Raw genomic sequence first — 20,495 nt, 5'->3', positions numbered from 1 at the left:
GGCATGGCTCGAACGATCGCAACCTCAACCACCGTCGACCGCGACGAAGTCCTCGATTTCATCCGCCCCCGTCACCGGATGCTTCTCGCAACGACGCGTGCGGACGGCCGGCCCCAGATGTCTCCCGTGACCGGGGGAGTCGACGCCGAAGGTCGCATTGTGATCTCTACCTATCCGGCTCGCAGCAAGACCCGCAACGCTGCCAGGGAGCCGCACACCTCAGTCGTGGTCTTCTCAGACGAGTGGGACGGCCCCTGGGTGCAGATCGATGGCGATGCGGAGGTCCTGAACATGCCGGAGGCCGCCGACGGACTGGTTGACTACTTCCGGTGCATCGCGGGAGAGCATCCGGACTGGGACGAGTACCGTGCGGCAATGGCCGTTCAGGACAAGTCGTTGATCCGCATCACGCCCACCCGGTGGGGTCCGATTGCCACCGGTGGTTTCCCGCCCGAGGTTGCTGAGCGGCTCGACGCCCAGTAACTCGCGGGCCACACCGATTTTTTTCAAAGTCCCAGCGCCCGTGGGTCAGAACTGCCGGGCCGCGACGTCGGGTCGGTGTGATGCGGCGATCAGCTCACGCAGACGCTCCGCAGGGACCGGAGCTCCTCGGTCGGCGAGGAAGTCCTTCCTGAACCAGTCCTCGTCCGCGGCGTAGACCGCCGTATACGCGCCCGACTCGGGCTCGAATCGCCATGACTCGGCCAGGGTCCCGGCGTCGACGGTGTCGAAGCCCAGCGCATGCACGACGCTCGAGACCTCCGTCTTCGCGGCAACGTCGTCACCGGCGACCGGGAGGGCTGTACGCGGCTCCGAGTGGGCGAGGAGTGGGATGTGGTGGGCGACGATGTTGTTGAAAGCCTTGACGATGTGCGTGTGGGGGAGGAGTGACTGCTCGTACTCCGCCGTCGTGGTCTCAAGGGCGTCCAGCTGAGCGATACGCCCGTCGCGGTACGGATAATAGTTCCCGGTCGAGAGAATCGTTCTGCCTGCGAGGCTGGCCACCGGCAGGTTGGAGTATGAGCTCAGCGGGATGGCCAGGACGACGAGTTCGCCAAAGGTCGCCGCATCCTGGACCAAGCCGGCCCGAGCATTGGGTCCGAGTTCGTCGACGAGGTCTGTGAGTGATTCTGGCCCACGCGAGTTCGCGATCATGACGGTGAAGTCGGCCTTGACGGCGAGGCGAGCGATAGCGGATCCGATCGCTCCGCTGCCGATGATTCCGATGTCTGTCATGTCGTTCTCCCTGGTATTGATCGGTCAGTGTTGTGTTGTGTTGTGTTGTGTTGTGTTCAGTCTGGGGCACGGCGAACTCGAGGCGGCCGGGCAACGGCAATCGAGCTCTTTGCGTCCTAACCAGTTGCGGCGACCATGCATTCCAATTTCTGTCCGACGAGTCCTGACGCGAAGAACAAACGCAGGCTGCGTCAACGTGAGGCGACCGGAGCGGAGAGTAAGAATGTCTAGCCCTGCCCGCCCCAGTGTGACTATATTGTTTTTCGATAGATAGAAATCGATAATCGATAGGAGCCACATGGACCGGACAGCGATCGTCGCCCTGAAAGCGCTCATCGTCGTGATGATCGCGCTGTTGCTGGTGTGCCAGGTGTTCGTGGTTCCCGCCGTCGCTGATCAGATGGCGGAGAGGTCGCCCGAACTGAGCTATCTAGAAGGGCCGGGCATCTTCATCACAGTGGCGTTCCTGCTCTGCGTGCAGGTCGCGCTCGTCTGCGTGTGGCGACTCGTGTCTCTGGTCCGCGGCTCGAGCATCTTCAGCCTCGACGCGTTCAAGTGGGTCGATATCATCCTGGGCGCCGTCGCCGTTGCGACCCTCCTCATCGCAGGATCCTTCATCACCCTTGCTTTGGCCGGTGTTGCCTCGCCGTCCGTCACCATCCTGTGTGCGCTCGGGATCGTCCTCGGTTCCGGATTTGGCTTGCTAATCGTCGTCATGCGCGGGCTTCTGCGCAAAGCATCGCAGCTCGAACAAGACCTGGCGGAAGTGGTCTGATGCCCATCGTGATCAACCTCGACGTCGAACTGGCGAAAAAGAAAATGTCGGTCGCTGACTTCGCCGCCGCCATCGACATCACCCCCGCCAATGTTTCGGTTTTGAAGAACGGGCGCGCGAAGGCCGTGCGTTTCTCGACTCTCGACGCAATTTGTCGCGTGCTCGAGTGCCAGCCGGGCGACATCTTCGTGTGGGTTCCTGACGAAGAGGGCGGTGCGGATGCCGGTACCGGCGCCAGCACGGAAGGCGCGGACGCGTGACCACGCTGCGCACCCTGCGCCCGTGGAGCACTGTCGCTGTCAACCATCTCCTCGACGGCACGTCGTGCCCGGTCTGCGAGGTCGACGCGCTGGTGGATCGACGGTGCCGCAACTGTGGAGCTGAACTGTCAGACGACATGGCAGCCGAGCTGTGGACCGCCTCGAAAGAGGCCGCTGAGGCGCTCATGGCGCGCCAGGAGGTTCTCGAACGCGTGCTGCGCCCAGCCCCTGCAGGCAGGACGGCGACAGTGCCGGGGATGCAGGCACACCCGCGCGTGCCCGTACCACCTCAGCCGAAAACCGAAGCAGTCGTTAGCCCCGAAGCGCGCTCCAGTGCCACAGTGCAGTCGGTGCTCGCGGTGGCAGGTGCCGGACTTTTCGCCGTCTCCGCATTTGTCTTCACTTTCGTCAACCCCGACCTCACAGATCGCGCCCTGCGGAGCGTGATTGTCGGCCTGATCACGATTCTCTTCCTCGGCGGAGCATGGCTGCTTGCGCGCCGCAAGCTCCAGTTCTCGGCCGAAGCCGTCGGAGGGCTGGGGATGCTCTTCCTCGCCCTCGATATCTCCGCTTTCTCGGAACTTGCGCCGACCGGAACAAGTCCGTGGGTGTTCGCCGCCACCGGGACCCTGATCGGCGGCACCGTGATGGTCATCGCGTCGGTTCGCGCGCGCATCCGCAGCTGGCTCTGGATCTCTCTCTCGGGTCTCGCACTGGTTCCCGCGATGCTGGGATACGCGGGTGGAACCTCGCTGTCGTCGACGCTCGGACACCTTGGAGTTGCGTTTGCCGCCCTCGCCCTGATGAGGCTGATACCAGGCGTCGAGCAATCGTTTGGCGAGCGGATCGCGTCGGAGCGCACAGCGCTTGAGATACTCCAGATCCTCGCGACAGTGATCGTGCTCGCGCAGGTGTGGTTCGTCGGGTCTCGCTCGACCACGGCGTATTGGCTGACGATATCTGCTGTCCTGGCCGTCGTCGCCGTGCTGGCTGTCCTCACGACACGGCAGTTCGCCAGGACCTTCTGGAGTGCGACGGCCGGAGCCGCCGGTGTGGGTGCCGCCATCAGTCTCCCGCTCGCCCTTGCGCTCGGCAGCCACGGGGTCGGCGAGTGGGATCAGGCGCTGTTGCCCGCAGCGGGAGTCGCCGCGGTGCTCGTGCTGAACGCGCTCACGCGAACAGTGCCTTCGCTGGGGCGGCGGTCGTTTCTGGGCGGTGCACTCGTTGTTGCCTTCGTGAGCGTGCTCTCACCGGTTCTGCTCGCGATGCAGATCGGGACGTCTACGGTCCTCAAGGCTCTCGTGGATCCCGCCGAGGGGCGGATCCTGACCGTGCCGCCGGGCAGCATTGTCGCCGTTGTGGTCGGCCTCGCGGCCGCGGCGGCGGGGCTTGGAGCGTTCTCGGCGATTACGGGGCGTGGTGCTGGCACCTGGGCTGATGACACGCTGTCCAAAGCCGCCTCCGTTCGACTGGCGTCGGTCATCGGCACCCTCGCCCTCTGGCTCATCGCGCTCGCCGGGCTCACCTTCGCCTGTCTGAGTGTCTTTCCGGTGTGGGTGCGCATCGCGCTCGCCCTGGGCCTGGCGGCGACGGTGAGTATGGCGATCGTGGCTGTGCCACGGATCAGGGATGCCGCGATGAGAACGCGGCTGCCGCTCATCGTCGGCAGCCATTTTGCTGTGCTGCTTGCGATCGTATATTCGCGGACCGACGACAGCGGCACAGTCGCGGCGGGCATCGCGGTCGTTGTGACCATCGGTGTTCTCAGCCGGACAGTGCCGACCCGGGCGCGGTTTCTCCATGTCGGCGCAGGCTACGCATATGCGCTGGTCATCGTCGCCACGGCGCTCGCCGAACAGGGCGTCGAAACCATCCCGTTGCTCTGTCTGACCACATCCGTTGCCTCGATCGGCGCCATCGCCGCAACCTTCATCCGCAGGGTAACGCCGCCGTCGTGGCACGCGATCCTCGTTGTGACGAGTGTGCCGTTCCTGATCGGGATCCTGCAGGTGGTCTTTGAGCGCAGCGGTTGGACAGCGCTCTCCACCTCCCTGATCTTCCTGCTCGCGCTCACCCTCCTGGTTTCGCGTCGTCCCGGTCTCAGCGTGGTGCTGCGTGCGATTGCTGCCGGCCTGCTCGTTCCGTCACTCGCGGTAGTGGTGGTGTGCCTCGGCGCCCAGGTGCTCCTCGGCAGCGCGTCCCCCGTGACGCTGCCGGTCATCGCCGCGATCGCGGCTATCGTGTTACCCAGCACGAGTCTCATCGGCTCGGTTCTCCGTAGGCGTGGCATTGGGGCAGCGGATGCCACGGCGGCGCGCATCGCGATCGAAGCGTCCACCGCTCTCACCGCCGTCATCGCGGTTGTACTGGCTCTCGTGCGTGATGCGGCGGGATTGCCGACGACGTTTATCGTTCTGGTGATCCTGGGATTCGGCGCAGCGGCCACATCGGTCTGGGCGAACCGTCGCTACGGCTGGTGGGTCGCCGGGGCGTCGTTCACTGGTGCGCTCTGGTGCCTGTGGGCCATCGCCGGTATCGATGTGCTGGAGCCGTACCTGCTTCCGCCGAGCCTCGCAGCCGCAACGATCGGCATGATCCTCACTGCGCGCGGTCACCGGGCCAGCCCTCTCTACGCGACGGGCCTGGTCATGGGCGTCGCACCCGTTTTGGTTGTACTGGCGGGTTTGGGCACAGGCCAGTTCGCCCTGGCGCCGTGGCGGGGCTACGGCCTTGTCGCTGCGTCCTGGGTGCTGCTCGCGCTCGGCGCGGTGCTCGGGCGCGGCTCTTCACCCCGTGGGCGGTTGTTACGCACCCTCCGCACTCCGACCCTGTGTGTTGCGATAGCGGCCGGTGCGGCCGGTGCGATCCAGGGCGTGAGGTTCGGACTCGGCGCTGACCCGATCATCACCGGAGGGATACCGCTCGTCCTGCTGTGTTTCGGAATCGGACTGGCGGGTGCTTTGCCGGCGGCCGCTGCCGCGAGGTCACTTCGGTCGGCGGCGGTTGAGAAATCGCTGCTGGCTCGCACCCGCTGGCTGTATGCGCCCGCGGCGCTTTACGTCGCCGTCGCAACCTGGACCGCGATCGAGCGCGACTGGTTCACGATCTGGGCGATGTGGTTGCTCATGCTCGCGTACCTGATGACCGTTGTCATCATCGCGTGGCGGTTGCGCACGCGGCCGTCGAGCCTGCCTCCGGTCTGGTTCATCTTCGGGATCGCCTTTATCACCGCTATCGTCGGCTGGAGCCCACGTGATCTGCGGGTCGAGTGGTTCTCGGTACCTCTCGGGGTCTTTCTGCTCGCAGCCGGAGCGATCATCCTGGCTGCTCGCCAGCATCCCGATGCCGATCGAAGGGCCGACGCCACGGTTAGCAGCTGGCCCTCAGGCTGGGGCGGCTCGTGGGCGCTGCTTGCTCCGGGCCTCGTGACGCTGCTGTCGGCATCCGTCACCGCTACCTTCACCGACCCACAAACGTGGCGCGCGATTTTTGTGATCGTCGTCGCGCTCGTTGCCATCCTCGTCGGTTCGAGTCTGAAGCTCGCGGCTCCCTTCCTGCTCGGAATCGTCGTGCTTCCGATCGAGAATGTGGTCGTCTTCCTGGTGCAGATCGGCCGGGGGATCGAGTCAATGCCGTGGTGGATAACACTTGCCGTCGTCGGCACAGTGCTCCTGATCATTGCGGTCACCTATGAGCGTCGAGCCGGCGACGGGAACACGGTCACCGACCGGCTCCGTGACCTGGCTTAAGCCACGGGCAACGGCGCCAGGGCGGAAGGGACCTAGGGCCTTACGTTCCAGTGACCGAAGCTGAAAGAGTGATCACAAACGTCATCGCCGATGACGTTTTCGTGCACCTCTTCAACGACATCTGGCGAAAGGACTGCCATGACCGACTTCGAATCAGAGTCATTCATCGCTGACGCTCGGAAATACGCGAACGCGGCCACCTTCGCGGTTCAACAACTGCGTGAGGACTCCATAGAACGCCAGGCGCTCCACGAGTTGCTGAACGCGGTCGACGCCCTCATCTCGGCGGTCGATCATTCGACTGAGACCTCGTGAGTGCGCGGACGTAGTCGCCAGCAGTCCCACCCGCAACCGGCTCGAACATCGACCAGTTGCGGGTGTGCCCGGCGACATCTCGTCAAAAAGGCTTGATGTAGATCGCCCAATGTGATCGGCTAGGTGTCCGACGAAGGGGCACAAAAATGAGTGATCCGTCCTGGACGCAAGTCGTCAAGACTGTCGAGCCCGAGAAGCACGAACTCAAAAGGGTGCTTGGGCCTGGCCTGTTGCTCCTGTTCATCGTCGGGGACATCCTCGGTACCGGCATTTACGCTCTCACGGGGCAGGTCGCAGCCGAAGTCGGAGGGGCCGCCTGGCTGCCGTTCCTCCTCGCCTTCGCAGTGGCAACAGTGACGGCGTTCTCCTACCTGGAACTCGTGACGAAGTTCCCGCAGGCTGCCGGCGCCGCGTTGTACACGCACAAGGCCTTCGGCATCCACTTCCTCACCTTCATCGTGTGCTTCATCGTGATGAGCTCTGGCATCACCTCCGCTTCGACCGCCTCGCGTGCGTTTGCGGCGAACCTGGCTGTGGCCTTCAACCTCCCCGACGAGACCGTGATGACCATGGTCATCGCGCTCGCGTTCATCCTGCTGATCATGCTGGTCAATCTCCGCGGCGTTACCGAGAGCGTGTGGCTCAACGTCGTCCTGACCCTCGTTGAGCTGTCGGGTCTGCTTCTCGTCATCCTCATCGGTATGTGGGCGATCGCCGGCGGGAACGCCGACTGGTCACGGGTCGTTGCTTTTGAAACCCCCGAGGACAAGAACGTGCTGCTCGCCGTGAGTACCGCCACATCCCTGGCGTTCTTTGCGATGGTTGGTTTTGAGGATTCCGTCAACATGGCCGAGGAGACCAAAGACCCGAGTCGGATCTTCCCGAAGATGATGCTGGGCGGACTCGGTATCGCCGCGGTCATCTACGTTCTCGTATCGATCACCGTCGTCGCGCTTGTGCCCATCGGGCAGCTGGTCGGGAGTGAGACACCGCTTGTGACGGCCGTCGAAGCTGCAGCGCCCGGCTTCCCGATCAACAACCTGCTGCCGTTCATCTCTATGTTCGCTGTCGCCAACACCGCCCTCATCAACATGATGATGGCTAGCCGGTTGCTCTACGGCATGAGCAGGCAGAACGTCCTGCCGCCCTTCCTGGCGAAAGTGGCACCGAAACGACGCACGCCGTGGGCGGCGATCCTCTTCACGAGCGTGCTCGCGGCTGGCCTCATCGTCTATGTTTCGCTCGATGCCGAGGGCTCCATCGTCGCCCTCCTTGGCGGCACGACTTCACTCCTGCTGCTCACCGTGTTCGCTGTCGTCAATGTGACGGTTCTGGTGCTGCGGCGACAGCCCGTCGAGCACAAGACCTTCCGTACACCCGTCGTTCTGCCGGTCATCGGTGCGATCACGTGCCTCTACCTGGTGCTTCCGTGGACCTCGGGCCGACCCGGCGGGCAGTACGGGATCGCGCTCGCGCTCCTCGCCATCGGTGTTGTGCTGTGGGTAGTCGAGCGGATTTACACGGCACGGCAGCGCAGCCGCACCCGAGCTGAGTCGTAGCGCAAACCTTGGAACGCTCCTGCTGGTAGGTTGTGCGCCATGCCGGTCTCCTTTGAATGCACCACGGAGTCGGTGCTGCCCGTTGACCGGCTCTTCGACCTCTCCCGCGACATCACAGCCCACACTGCCTCAATGTCGAGGTCACGGGAGACGGCGGTCGGAGGCGTGACGGAGGGACTCATCGGCCTCGATGAGGAGGTGACGTGGCGGGCATGGCACTTCGGGCTGCCGCTCCGCATGACGAGTCGCATCACCGCGATGAACGCACCGCACTCGTTCACCGACGAGCAGGTTCGCGGTCCGTTCCGGTGCTTCCGGCACGAGCACCTGTTCCGCCGGCACGGAACGGGATCTGTCATGGTCGACCGGGTCTCGTTCGCCGCGCCTCTCGGGGTTATCGGCCGCCTGGCCGAGCGGCTCGTGCTCGCCCGATACATGCGAAAGCTGATCGAGCAGCGCAATGCGTTTCTCACGGACGCCGACCATGAGCATCGATCGGCCTGAACGGCGCAACAGTGCGCCCCGGTTAACGGCTCAGGGCGCCCCGGCGGTGTCTGCCGGGGCGCCCTGAGGCTGGAGTAGAGAGCTACTCGTCGAGCTCGCTGAGGTCGACCTGCTCCTCGTCGGGGGCCCGGCCGAGGAGGCAGAGGCCCGCATACGGCTCGAGGCGCACGGTGAAGCTCTGGAGATCGTCGACGTGACCGATGTCCTCCCTCGACTGTGCGTCGTACACAACGTGACGCGGCGTGAAGGCCTCGGAGCGCACGGTGCCCTCGATCGTCTCGCCGGTGAAGTTGAGCACTGTCACCTGGAGAGGCGCATCCTCGAGTGTCGCGTCACCACCGTCGAGACGGTGGACCATCACGAGCATTCCCGGGTGGGCAACGTCGGGAATGTCGAGCTGGGTGCCGACGTCGATTCCGAGCGATGACCTGACGGAGAGGATTCGTGACACCTGGCTGGCGAAGGAGTTCTCGTCCTCGAGCTGTGTCGGCAGTGAGCCGTACAGCGAACGACCGCGGGGCATCCCCGAACTCGACGCCGTGGCATCCGGCTCGACGTCCATGAGGTCGTGTGCACCGCGGTGCACCCAGCGGGTGTCCCCCTCGGCGATGAGGTCCTTGACCTCGCTCGACGGCAGGGGGAGCATTCCGAGCAGGTCCCACGCGGAGAGCGCGAAGACGCCGGGCTGCCAGGCGTTGAACATGACGAGGACGAGGTGCGCGCGCCGGATGTCGTCGATGTGGTCATCGGTGATCGCGTCGAGCGTGGTCAGGCCCTGTGCCGCAGCGATGACGGATGCCGTGGTGCAGGCGATTCCGTTGGTCGTGAACACGAGGTTGTAGTCGGCAGCCTCACCGGTGAGCTTCTCCAGGAGGTCGGCCCTGATGGTTTCGGCGAGCTGCGCGCCCGTCATCTCCTCGTCACGGAACGGGTACAGGTCTGCGCGGTGCAGGGTTGCCCAGTGGACGAGTTCATAGGTCAGCTCGTCGTGGTTCTGCATGGCGTGGACGAGGCTCACCGGCTCGACCCCGGTGGACAGTGACGTCCGGAGGGTCAGGCGGAGGAACTCGGTGTCGCCCATCGCGAGAGCGTGCTGGTAGGCAGGCCTGTTGATGAAGTCGTACGACAGGTCAGCGCCAACCCGGCCGGTGTCGCGGATGTCTTCCATGGTGAGGTTGAGCTCCTGGAAGGAGAACCCGCCGACCTTGCGGACCATGCTCGCGATGACGTGGTTGGCCGCTTCGGAGAGCGGGTGTCCCTCTGACCACGCGGGGGAGCCCTCGGCGCTCTTCTCCACGCCGAGGAATCCGTTCGCGTCGAGGCGGAGCGCACTCGAACCCAGGTCGCCGAGCGAGTGAAGGGCGTCGCCGATCACGAGTCGCATTCCGGCGAACGTTGGGTCGAGCCAGTTGATCGACGGCTGACCCTGCTTGAAGTAGTGCAGGTACACCCAGCGACGGGTCCGGCCGTCCGGCCCGAGCACGGGAGCGGTGACGCTCCAGTTCGTCTCCTTGGTTCCCGGCGAGTAGAAGATGACCCGCTGCAGCTGGCCGATGATGTAGCCGAGCTCCGCGAGCCGGGCTTCTGTAGCCGGGTCGAGGTTCACTGAATCGCGGTGGTCGGGTACCTCGGGAAGTTCGTGCCAGTCTTCCTCCGGGATCTCGATCATGTGGTAGATCCCGGGGTAGTCCTTGTAGCCCATCTCGGCGAGACGGAAGTCCGCACCCTTGCCGGTGTGCCCGGGAACGATGTCGTCGATGACACTTCCACCGTGGTGCTCGGCGACGTCGGAAAGCTGCCTGAACTCGTCGTCCGAGCCGAAGGCGGGGTCGATCTGCGTGCTGATCCGGTCGAAGTGGCCGTCGACGCTGGCCGTTGACGTCCAGCCGGTGATTCCACCGGCCTGCTTCACGGGACCGGTGTGGACCGCTGTGATGCCGATCTTCTCGAAGGCATCCCACAGGGCGTCATCTCCGAGGGCAGCGAGGTAGGACTGGTGTCCGGTGATGAGCGAAATGGGGTATGCAGTGAACCAGACGGATGCCGTCTGGATCGCCCGCCGCGCGTCGGGACGCGCATACGGGTTACGCCACATGCTGGGCTGGCCGGACAGTCCTCGCCCGAGCACCTCTGCGTCACGCAGCATGGACTGCCGGATGAGCCACTCCACGTACGACGGGTTCGATGCGTCGGCGGAACGGGGGTCGGAGAACGAGCGGCGGATGCTGCTGGTCCTCATGTTGGACCGTGGACGGAGCCGTTGAGGGCGAGCCGGGTAGCGATCCTCGTCGTAGGTGATCTCGATCGGCTCGATCTCTGGTTCGTCTGTCATCGTTGCGTGCTCCTCTAGCCCTGTGCGTGCGGAGCGGCGCTCGACCGTTCCGCGTATGCACGAGTATGCCCGCATTCAGAGCCGAGTGGTAACGCACGCGTCACCGTGGCGTTGCGAACGGCTGTGGTGTATGGAGAGCGAGTACCCGTCCCGATGCCGCCCCGACCGTCAGATATCCAGGGTGTCGCCCGGGCCCAGGGGGAAGAACACCCCTCCGTTTTGGGTGGTGGCCCATTCGATCCGGGCGTTGGCCATGTCCTTGCCCGCTTTCGCGAGAACCATCTCGTGGGTCGGGAACGTCCTCCGGGGTTTCACCGCGAGAACGAAGTCCATGACTTCGCCGATCTTGAGCCACGGGGCGCCAGCGGGAACGGCCATCACGTCGACATCGACGCCCGCGGGGATCGTGTACGAATCGCCGGCGTAATAGACCCTGTCGTTGACGAGTACGCCGACGTTGTCGACGATCGGGATCGACCGGTGAATCTCGTTGTGCCTGGCGCCAAAGAACTCGAGTGAAAACGGCCCGACCTCGACCCTGTCACCCTCTTTCACCACCCGAACACCGAACCCGGATGCCGCGAGGGCGAACCCGGCGGGGCCGAAGATCTGTACGTCTGGACTCTTCGATCTGATGCGCTCCAGCTGCTCCGGCGTCCAGTGGTCGGCGTGCTCGTGCGTGACGACAATGGCATCCGCCTGGGCGCCGTCCGTGATCGGAGTCGTGAATGATCCGGGATCGATAAAAAGTTTCCTCCCTGACTCTTCGAGAACGAGGGCGGCGTGTTCGAGCTTGGTCAGTTTCATACTCAGAGCTAATACCGTTGGCGTCCCGCGGGGCAAGAGGCTGGCTGAGCTTGAAATATTCTCCGTAGTGCATAGAATCCGGCCCGGCAATTCGGCCCCTGCGCACGTGGGGGAGCGGGAAAAGACTCTGAGCGTGCCCGCGCTGGGCGCCGGCGCCCCGCTCAATTTGAAAGTGTGTGATTCGTGTGCCATACTCGAACACGTTGTTTCCGGCCCCATCGTTTAGCGGCCTAGGACACCGCCCTCTCACGGCGGCAGCACGGGTTCAAATCCCGTTGGGGTCACAACTCACCAAACCCTCGTAACAGGTAACTGTTGCGGGGGTTTTGTGTTTAACCGCTCGAACTGATGAACGGATGAATTACGAACGGATCGCCCTCGGCCGGGTATCCGTCGCAGGATCTTCATCCCAATGTTGCGACTGTGTAAATCCATCGTGCTGAAGAGGACATAGCCTCACCTCCTGCATCGTCCTGTGCTAGTAAAGGATCACACCAAAACACTGCGGCGCTGCAGACACCCGTCTGCGCTGTCGTGTCCGCACATTCACAGAAGGGGAGACGGATATGGCATCCGCATCCACCAACGGCAAGCGAATCGCGACAGCCACAGCAGCGTTCGCTGTCACTGCCCTCGCGATCTCCGGCTGCGCAGGAACCTCGGGCAACAACTCGTCGGGCTCCGGGGGAGACTCGATCACCGTCGGCACGACCGACAAGGTAACCACCCTCGACCCGGCAGGCTCGTACGACAACGGATCATTCGCCGTCATGAACCAGGTGTTCCCGTTCCTCATGAACACCCCGTACGGCAGCCCGGATGTCGAACCGGACATCGCGGAGTCGGCCGAGTTCACGTCGCCGGCGCAGTACACGGTGACGCTCAAGGAGGGACTCACCTGGGCGAACGGCAACGAGCTCACGTCGTCCGACGTCAAATTCTCGTTCGACCGTCAGCTCGCGATCGCCGATGACAACGGTCCGTCGTCGCTTCTCTACAACCTCGACAGTGTCGAGACCCCCGACGAGCTCACCGTGGTGTTCAACCTCAAGCAGGAGAACGACCAGGTCTTCGCACAGATCCTCTCAAGCCCCGCCGGGCCGATCGTCGACGAGGAGGTGTTCGCCGCTGATGCCCTGACGCCCGACGACGAGATTGTGGACGGTGAGGCGTTCGCCGGGCAGTACACGATCGCGAGTTACGACTTCAACAACCTGATCTCCTACAAGGCGAACCCCGACTACCAGGGTCTCCTGGGCGAGGCAGAGACGGAGACCGTCAACGTCAAGTACTACGCGGAGTCCTCGAACCTCAAACTCGCCGTCCAGGAGGGCGACATCGACGTGGCGTTCCGCAGCCTGAGCGCAACGGACACGGCAGACCTCGAGGGCAACGACGACGTTACGGTGCACCAGGGACCGGGTGGTGAGATCCGCTACATCGTCTTCAATTTCAACACCCAGCCGTTCGGCGCAACGACCGCTGAGGCCGACCCGGCCAAGGCGCTCGCCGTCCGCCAGGCTGTCGCCGACCTCATCGACAGGGAAGAGATCGCGGAAGAGGTTTACAAGGGCACCTACACGCCGCTGTACTCGTTCATGCCCGAGGGCCTGACCGGAGCAACGACGATCCTCAAGGATCTCTATGGCGACGGCAACGGCGCTCCCTCTGAGGAGAAGGCGACCGAGCGGCTCGAAGCGGCGGGCATCACAACGCCGGTCGAACTGAACCTGCAGTACTCGAACGACCACTACGGACCGTCGTCCGGTGACGAGTACGCGCTGATCAAGTCGCAGCTCGAAGCGTCAGGCCTGTTCACGGTCAACCTGCAGACCACCGAGTGGGTGCAGTACTCGGAGGACCGCACGACCGACGTGTACCCGGCATACCAGCTCGGCTGGTTCCCGGACTACTCCGACGGTGACAACTACCTGACACCGTTCTTCCTGCAGGAGAACTTCCTCGCAAACCACTACGACAACCAGGAAGTCAACGACCTGATCCTCGCTCAGGCCTCAACGGTCGACCCGGACGAGCGGGCGGCGATCTTCGAGGAGATCCAGGCCAAGGTAGGCGCCGAGCTGTCGACAGTGCCCTACCTCCAGGGTGCCCAGGTGGCTGTAGCCGGATCTGACGTCGACGGGGTCACCCTCGACGCGTCGTTCAAGTTCCGTTACGCACCACTGAGCAAGTAAGCACACCGCCGAAGCGTCTTCGGCACACGCTGCAGGGCGACCGGTTCCGTCCGGTCGCCCTGCACCATTTCGATTGGCAGGTCGACCCCTGAGTTCCCTCACCCTCCCGGCGACGAACGGACAACCCACCCCCGTTCCGAAGCCGGAACCCAAGTCCTCCAGGACATCCTCGAGCGGCGGTTTCTGGCGTTACCTCGTCGTGCGCTTCCTCCTCATCATCCCGACGGTGTTCATCCTCGTCACGCTGGTCTTCATCCTGATGAGGACGACGGGTGACCCCATCACGGCGGCCCTCGGTGACCGCCTCACGGCCGACCAGCTCGCCGAACGCGTCGCTGCCGCCGGATACGACCGGCCCATCTTTGTGCAGTACCTCGAATACCTCGGCCAGATCTTCACCGGCAACTTCGGCACGACGCTGAGCGATAACCGGCCGGTTCTCGAAGTCCTCCTCACCTACGGTGCCGCCACGCTCGAGCTCGCGTTCTACGCACTCATCGTCGCGTTCATCGTCGGCATCCCGCTCGGCATGGTCGCCGCGTACTTCCGTGACAAGACTCCGGATGCCATCCTGCGAGTGCTCGCGATCCTCGCGTACGCCACCCCCGTGTTCTTCGCGGGAATGCTCCTCAAACTGATCTTCTCGGTCTGGCTGAAGGTGCTCCCGGTCTCGGGCAGGGGGACAACGAACACCGAACTCGAGATGCAGCTCCTCGAGGGCAAGACGGGAATCTACCTGTGGGACGCGCTCCGCATCGGGGACCCCGGGATCATCGGAGATGTGCTAGCCCACGCCGTTCTCCCCGGGCTGACCCTCGGACTCCTTACAGCGGGAATCTTCCTTCGGCTCGTCCGAACCAACGTCATCGGAACGCTGTCGACCGACTACGTCGACGCCGGCCGCTCCCGCGGAGTCAGCGAGTTCAGGCTCGTGACGAAGCACGCCTACCGTCCAGCCCTCATCCCGATCATCACCGTCATCGGCCTGCAGATCGCCCTTCTGCTCGGCGGTGCGGTCCTCACCGAGACCACGTTCGAGTGGAAAGGCCTCGGCTTCCAGCTCAGCGAATACCTGCAGGCCCGTGACTTCGTGGCCGTGCAGGGCATCGTCGTGTTGCTCGCCGTCATCGTGGCCCTCACCAACTTCATCGTCGACGTGATCGCGGCACTCATCGACCCGCGAGTGAGGTACTGATATGGCTACCGAAACACCCACGTCCAGGAACGGCCGCTGGCGCCGCCTGCCCGTCGTGCACCAACTCTTTCAGAGCGTTGGAATTCAGCGAGGGATGCTCGTTGCCGGCCTCGTCCTGACGGCGATCTTCGTGCTGACAGCGATTTTCGCGCCCATCCTGGCGCCGTACGGCTACAACCAGCTGCGCGACGACGCGGGCGCATTCGGGGCTCAGCGCCCGCCGAGCCCTGAGCACCTGCTCGGCACGACGGTCGGCGGGTACGACGTGCTGTCCCGGGTCATCTGGGGTGCACAGACCGGGCTCAGCGTTGTGGTCGTTGCCGTGCTGCTGTCGATCTTCGCCGGGGTGGCCCTCGGGCTGGTCTCGGGTTACTTCGGGGGATGGCTCGACCGCGTCCTCGTCGTCGTCTGCGACGCAATTTACGCCTTCCCGACGCTGCTGCTCGCGATCGTCATGTCGATCGCCATCTCCGGCGGACAGTCGAGCCTGTGGGGCGGCATCTTCGCCGCCGCCATCTCGATCACCGTTGTCTTCATTCCCCAGTACTTCCGCGTCATCCGTGCCGAGACGGTTCGGATCAAGAGCGAGGCATACGTGGAGAGCGCCAAGGTCGTCGGTACCGGCAACGTGCGCATCATGTTCAGGCACGTCCTCAGGAATGCCACCCGCACGCTCCCGCTGATCTTCACGCTCAACGCCTCCGAGGCCATCCTCACCCTCGCCGGGCTCGGGTTCCTCGGCTTCGGCATCGAGCCGACCTCGGCGAGCGAGTGGGGCTTCGACCTCAACAAGGCGCTCTCGGACGTGTCGAGTGGTATCTGGTGGACGTCGGTTCCGCCCGGACTCGCCATTGTGCTGACCGTGCTCGGCGTGACCCTCGTCGGCGAGAGCCTCAACGACCTCGCAGACCCGAGGCTTCGCGGCCGCAGGGCGGTCAGTGCCGCGTCCGGCACGGTCGCTGAGACGTCGGTGGTACCCGGCGGAACGCTCACAGCCGGGCCGGGCGGACTCGCCGGACTCGAGAACAAAGGACGATCATGACCGACGTACTGCAGATCAGGAACCTGGACGTCTCATTTGCGACGGATGCCGGTGCGGTCAAGGCCGTCGACAATGTCAGCCTCAGCGTCGGTCCACGTGAGGTCGTCGCGATAGTGGGGGAGTCCGGCAGCGGCAAGACCGTGACCGCGAAGACGATTCTCGGGCTCCTGCCCGAGACGGCGACACGGGCGGGCGCCGTCATCCTGAGGCACAAGGACGGAACAGGGGAGAACGACGTTGTTTCCGTGTCGAAGGACCAGCTGCGTCGCATCCGCGGCAGTGACGTCTCCATGGTCTTCCAGGAGCCGTCGACCGCTCTCAACCCCGTGTACACGGTCGGCTGGCAGATCGCGGAGGGGCTCCGCGCCCACGACGCCAAACTCAGCCGAAAGGTGGCGCGGTCCCGCGCGGTCGAGATCCTGACAAAGGTCGGGATCCCCGATCCCGAGACCCGGGTGGACTATTACCCGCACCAGTTCTCGGGTGGGCAGAAGCAGCGCGTCGTTATCGCCATGGCGCTCGTCCTCAATCCGGGACTCATCGTGGCCGACGAGCCGACGACGGCGCTCGACGTGACGGTCCAGGCCGAGATCCTCGATCTGCTCAGGCGTTGCCGAGACGAGTTCGGCTCGAGCATCGTTCTCATCACCCACAACATGGGCGTCGTGGCTGATCTCGCCGACCGGGTCGTCGTCATGTACCAGGGCGCGGTGGTCGAAGAGGCCGACGTGCACAGCCTTTTCACTAACCCGCAGAAGGAGTACACGAAAAAGCTCCTTGGGGCTGTGCCGCGAATCGGCCAGAAAATCGAGGCTGCCGAACGCAAAGCGCCGATCGACCGCGAAACTGCTCCGGTGGTCGCCGCAGACAACCTGCGGATCGAATACCCCGGTCGGCTCGGGCAACCGGGTTTCCTCGCCGTCGACGGCGTCAGTTTCACCATCGCGCCGGGCGAGGTGCTCGGACTGGTGGGGGAGTCGGGGTCGGGGAAGACGACGATCGGGCGAGCCATCGCCGGGCTCACGAAAGTGACGGGCGGGTCGCTCAGCGTGCTCGGCTCCGAAATGAACGGAATGAAGGAGCGGTCGTTCCGCAAGAAGCGAAGCTCGATCGGCTTCGTCTTCCAGGATCCCGCATCGAGCTTCAACCCGCTGCTGACCATTAGCGAGTGCGTTGCAGAGCCGCTGAGGGTGCACCGCAGGGATCTCGACTCCCGCGCCGTGGCGCAGAGGGTCGGTGAACTGCTCGAGGCTGTCCAGCTTCCGAAGTCGTACGGTGGGCGATACCCGCATGAGCTGAGCGGAGGACAACGACAGCGTGCAAGTCTCGCGAGGGCCCTCGCGTTGAACCCGAAACTGCTGATTGCCGATGAACCGACGAGCGCGCTCGACGTTTCGGTACAGGCACGGGTGCTCGAGCTCTTCGCGGAGCTCCAGGCCGAACTCGGCTTCGCCGCGCTCTTCATCAGCCATGACCTCGCCGTCGTCGACATCCTGGCCGACCGGATTGCCGTGCTGTACCACGGCAGGCTCGTCGAAGAGGGGACGGGAGCCGAGGTCCTCGGCGCGCCTCGGGAGGCATACACGCAACGGTTGCTCGCTTCGCTCCCGGTGCCGGATCCCGTTGCCCAGGCGGAGCGCCGCCGCGTCCTGGCGGGGCTGACGCACACCACTCCGCCGGTGTAGGTCACACCCATGAGTGGCGATGTCCGCCTCGGCCGGTCCGGTTCTCCCCGGATCGTCGGGGTCGACATCGCCCGAGGGCTGGCGATCATCGGAATGTTCGTCGCCCACACCATGCCGAATCCCGGCGACAGGGAATTGCTCGTCGACGGCCGGTCCTCAATCCTGTTCGCCACCCTGGCCGGGGTGTCTCTCGGTATTCTGTCCGGGCAGGATTCGCCCACGCCGCGAGGATCACGCTCCGGCGTTTACCGGCGCATCCTGATCAGGGCACTCGCGATTTTTCTGCTCGGCGTGGTACTGACCTCGCTCGGCAGCGAAATCGCGATCATCCTCGACTACTACGCGATCATGTTCCTCGTCGCCCTGCCCGGGTTGTTCCTGCCGCGGATCTGGCTGGGCGTGCTCCTCCTGACCTTCGCATTCGTCGCCCCCGTTCTTGCCTCGATCGTCACCGATGACTCGAGCAGATCGCCGTCGATCTCTGAGATTCTCCGTGAGTACTTCCTCACCGGGTTCTATCCCGTGCTGATCTGGCTTCCCTTCGTCTTTGCCGGGTTGATCGCCGCCCGGTCGGGGCTCGCCCGGCCCCGCACCCAGGTGATCATGATCGGCTGCGGGACCGGGGCAGCGCTGGCCGGCTACGGTGCTGCCGCTGTCCTGCCGGGGGTGACGGCGGCGGCCCACTCGGGTACGACCGCGGAAGTGTTCGGCTCCGGGGGCGTCGCTCTCGCGGCAATTGGGATTCTGGTTGCCGCGACCACGACCGCCCCCGCGGCTGTTCGTCGAGTCGTCGGAACGGTGCTCGCTCCCGTCGGGGCCGCTGGAGCGATGGCGCTGAGCGTGTACACGGCTCAAATCGTGATCCTCGCGATCGCCGTGCAGATTCGTGACAGCTCGGGACTCGTCGACTACCCGGGCTGGCCTCTCCTCGGCGGTCTCGTGATCGGTTCCCTCATTGGCTCGTGGCTGTGGCAGCGTTACCTTGGCAAGGGCCCGCTCGAGCGGGCGATCGCGCTCGCTTCCGGCCCGGGCTGAGAGCGGAGATCACCCATGTTCGCGAGCCTCAGCGGCGCGGATGGCCCTCACCGCAAGCGCCAGGGCGAGGTGTGAGAACGCCTGTGGCGTGTTCCCGGCCTGTCTGCCGTGTCCGACGTCGTATTGCTCTGACATCAGGCCGACGTCGTTGGCCAGGCCGACGAGGCGATCCATCAGCGCCCTGGCCTCAGCAAGCCGTCCGCTCGCCGCATACTGCGAGACGAGCCAGAATGAGCAGGCGAGAAACGGATGCTCGTCGCCGGGCAGCCCGTCAACGCCTGCCTCTGTTCGGTAGCGGAGCAGTAACCCGTCACGCAGAAGATCGGCCTCGATGGCGGCGACGGTTCCAAGCATCCGCGGATCGCGGGCATGGCAGTACCCGACCTCGACGAGCTGAAGCAACGATGCGTCCACTTCGGTTGTTCCATAGAACTGGGTGTAGCTGTTGCGTTCGGTGTCGAAACCCTCTGTCTCGATCTCTTCGCGGATCAGCGCGCGCAGCTCGACCCACCTGTCCACCGGCCCGTCGAGGCCGAACTCGGTGACCGCGCGAATCGCCCGATCGAAGGCAGCCCACATCATCACGCGCGAGTGGGTGAATCGCTGGGGTGAGCCACGGGTCTCCCAGATGCCCTGGTCCGGCGCCTGCCAGTGGGTTTCGATGTAGCTCACCAGGGCGCGCTGCAACGCCCAGGAGTACGCGGTCTCTGCGACCCCGGCGATACGGGCGTCGTGGAGGGCGACCATCACCTCGCCGATGACATCCGACTGCACCTGCAGCGCTGCGGCGTTGCCGATACGCACCGGCCGGGACTCCAGATATCCGGGCAGGGCAGTGAGCTCACGTTCGGGCAGGTCACGTTCGCCGCTCAGTCCATACATGATCTGCACGTCTTTAGGATCACCGGCGATCGCCCGCAACAGCCAGAGCCGCCAGCGGTCGACGCCCTCGGTGACTCCGCAGGAGACGAGAGCTGTTACCGCGAGGGAGGCGTCACGGAGCCAGACGTACCGATAGTCCCAGTTGCGGCTGCCGCCAAAGTCCTCGGGAAGTGACGTGGTCGCCGCGGCGACGATTCCGCCCGTCTCCTCATGGGTCAACGCGCGCATGACGAGTAAGGACCTGGCCATCTCGGCGGCGTATGGGCCGTGCTGTTCGAGGATCGATGACCACTCGCGCCACCAGTCGCGCGTTCGCGCCAGGTGCTCGTCGACATCGAGCGGCGCCGGCGGTTCACGGTGCGAGGGATACCACGTCATTGTGAGGTCGACCGTCTCGCCGGCGCCAACGGTGAACCTGTTCGAGTGCTCCCTGTTGGACGCGAACAGCTCGGGGCCACGCACGACGACGGCGTCGGGGCCGGCGACAGCGATCAGCGCGGCTCCGTTGTCGTCCCTGACCTTGCGGACCCAGGGCATCGCCGTTGCGTAGCCGAAGCGGAAGCGCATCTCCTGGGCGAACTCGACGCGTCCGGAAACCCCCCGTACCCGGCGAATCACATCGGCGCGATGGTCGGATCTCGGCATGACGTCCGTGACTTCGGCTACACCGTCAGTGGAGGTCCAGGTGGTCACGAGGGTGAACGACTCTCCGTCGTATCGCCGACGACCCGTCGCCTCTTCGGCTGATGGTGCCAGTTTCCATCGACCGTGATCCTCGGTGCCGAGGAGCGCAGCAAACATCGACGCAGAGTCGTACCTCGGCATACACAACCAGTCGATGCTACCGTCGCGACCGACGAGCGCAGCCGTGTAGCAGTCGCTGATCAGTGCATAGTCTTCGATGCGGGATGCCATCGGTTCAGT

At 64.6% G+C, this 20,495-nt stretch carries 16 protein-coding genes and 1 tRNA gene; 13 read left to right on the top strand and 4 right to left on the bottom strand.

What is annotated here, in order from left to right:
• Positions 1–3: 3 nt before the first annotated feature.
• The gene (locus tag AC1C2N_RS12815) at positions 4–483 is read left to right on the top strand and encodes a PPOX class F420-dependent oxidoreductase (protein ID WP_495434181.1); all 480 of its coding nucleotides are present in this window, start codon (positions 4–6) and stop codon (positions 481–483) included.
• A gap of 45 nt (positions 484–528) precedes the next feature.
• Here AC1C2N_RS12815 and AC1C2N_RS12810 read toward each other — a convergent pair whose 3' ends face one another.
• Positions 529–1,236, bottom strand: coding sequence for an NADPH-dependent F420 reductase (locus AC1C2N_RS12810; RefSeq protein WP_495434180.1), 708 nt, complete (start codon positions 1,234–1,236; stop codon positions 529–531).
• A gap of 298 nt (positions 1,237–1,534) precedes the next feature.
• Between AC1C2N_RS12810 and AC1C2N_RS12805 the strand changes: the two genes are divergently transcribed.
• The 6 genes from AC1C2N_RS12805 to AC1C2N_RS12780 all read left to right on the top strand — a co-directional run bounded on the left by AC1C2N_RS12805 (position 1,535) and on the right by AC1C2N_RS12780 (position 8,398).
• Positions 1,535–2,011, top strand: a complete 477-nt coding sequence (locus tag AC1C2N_RS12805; RefSeq protein WP_483404472.1) for a DUF2975 domain-containing protein — start codon at positions 1,535–1,537, stop codon at positions 2,009–2,011.
• Complete coding sequence (locus AC1C2N_RS12800; RefSeq protein ID WP_108391368.1) at positions 2,011–2,271, top strand: helix-turn-helix domain-containing protein; 261 nt, start codon at positions 2,011–2,013, stop codon at positions 2,269–2,271. Before AC1C2N_RS12805 ends, AC1C2N_RS12800 begins: the two co-directional genes overlap by 1 nt.
• The gene (locus AC1C2N_RS12795) at positions 2,268–6,020 is read left to right on the top strand and encodes an SCO7613 C-terminal domain-containing membrane protein (RefSeq protein WP_495434179.1); all 3,753 of its coding nucleotides are present in this window, start codon (positions 2,268–2,270) and stop codon (positions 6,018–6,020) included. The genes AC1C2N_RS12800 and AC1C2N_RS12795 overlap by 4 nt, the downstream gene beginning before the upstream one ends.
• 138 nt (positions 6,021–6,158) lie before the next feature.
• Positions 6,159–6,335 (top strand): hypothetical protein, encoded by a 177-nt coding sequence (locus AC1C2N_RS12790; RefSeq protein ID WP_483404470.1) that lies wholly within the window; start codon positions 6,159–6,161, stop codon positions 6,333–6,335.
• A gap of 146 nt (positions 6,336–6,481) precedes the next feature.
• Complete coding sequence (locus tag AC1C2N_RS12785; RefSeq protein WP_495434178.1) at positions 6,482–7,894, top strand: APC family permease; 1,413 nt, start codon at positions 6,482–6,484, stop codon at positions 7,892–7,894.
• Positions 7,895–7,933: 39 nt separating this feature from the next.
• A complete protein-coding gene (locus AC1C2N_RS12780) occupies positions 7,934–8,398 on the top strand; it encodes an SRPBCC family protein (RefSeq protein WP_495434177.1) in 465 nt (154 codons plus the stop codon).
• Between the two features lie 82 nt (positions 8,399–8,480).
• Here the strand turns inward: AC1C2N_RS12780 and treS are convergent, their stop codons facing one another.
• Entirely contained in the window at positions 8,481–10,730 is a 2,250-nt protein-coding gene (gene treS, locus AC1C2N_RS12775) for a maltose alpha-D-glucosyltransferase (protein WP_495434176.1), read from the bottom strand.
• 168 nt (positions 10,731–10,898) lie between these two features.
• Positions 10,899–11,537 (bottom strand): MBL fold metallo-hydrolase, encoded by a 639-nt coding sequence (locus AC1C2N_RS12770; RefSeq protein ID WP_495434175.1) that lies wholly within the window; start codon positions 11,535–11,537, stop codon positions 10,899–10,901.
• 211 nt (positions 11,538–11,748) lie between these two features.
• Between AC1C2N_RS12770 and AC1C2N_RS12765 the strand changes: the two genes are divergently transcribed.
• The 6 genes from AC1C2N_RS12765 (at position 11,749) to AC1C2N_RS12740 (ending at position 18,689) form a co-directional block, all read left to right on the top strand.
• Positions 11,749–11,821, top strand: a tRNA-Glu gene (locus AC1C2N_RS12765).
• A gap of 282 nt (positions 11,822–12,103) precedes the next feature.
• Entirely contained in the window at positions 12,104–13,732 is a 1,629-nt protein-coding gene (locus tag AC1C2N_RS12760) for an ABC transporter substrate-binding protein (protein ID WP_483404465.1), read from the top strand.
• A gap of 73 nt (positions 13,733–13,805) precedes the next feature.
• Entirely contained in the window at positions 13,806–14,927 is a 1,122-nt protein-coding gene (locus AC1C2N_RS12755) for an ABC transporter permease (RefSeq protein ID WP_495434174.1), read from the top strand.
• 1 nt (position 14,928) lies between these two features.
• The gene (locus tag AC1C2N_RS12750; protein ID WP_495434173.1) at positions 14,929–15,969 is read left to right on the top strand and encodes an ABC transporter permease; all 1,041 of its coding nucleotides are present in this window, start codon (positions 14,929–14,931) and stop codon (positions 15,967–15,969) included.
• Positions 15,966–17,654, top strand: coding sequence for a dipeptide ABC transporter ATP-binding protein (locus AC1C2N_RS12745; RefSeq protein WP_495434172.1), 1,689 nt, complete (start codon positions 15,966–15,968; stop codon positions 17,652–17,654). The genes AC1C2N_RS12750 and AC1C2N_RS12745 overlap by 4 nt, the downstream gene beginning before the upstream one ends.
• Before the next feature lie 9 nt (positions 17,655–17,663).
• On the top strand, positions 17,664–18,689 hold the full coding sequence (locus AC1C2N_RS12740) for a DUF418 domain-containing protein (protein WP_483404461.1): 1,026 nt from the start codon (positions 17,664–17,666) through the stop codon (positions 18,687–18,689).
• Positions 18,690–18,698: 9 nt separating this feature from the next.
• Here AC1C2N_RS12740 and AC1C2N_RS12735 read toward each other — a convergent pair whose 3' ends face one another.
• A complete protein-coding gene (locus AC1C2N_RS12735) occupies positions 18,699–20,486 on the bottom strand; it encodes a glycoside hydrolase family 15 protein (protein ID WP_495434171.1) in 1,788 nt (595 codons plus the stop codon).
• Positions 20,487–20,495 lie beyond the last annotated feature (9 nt).

This window comes from Mycetocola sp. Y791 (assembly GCF_059445325.1).
Note: the sequence above shows the minus strand (reverse complement) of the source record. Positions and strands in the feature narration are given on the sequence as shown.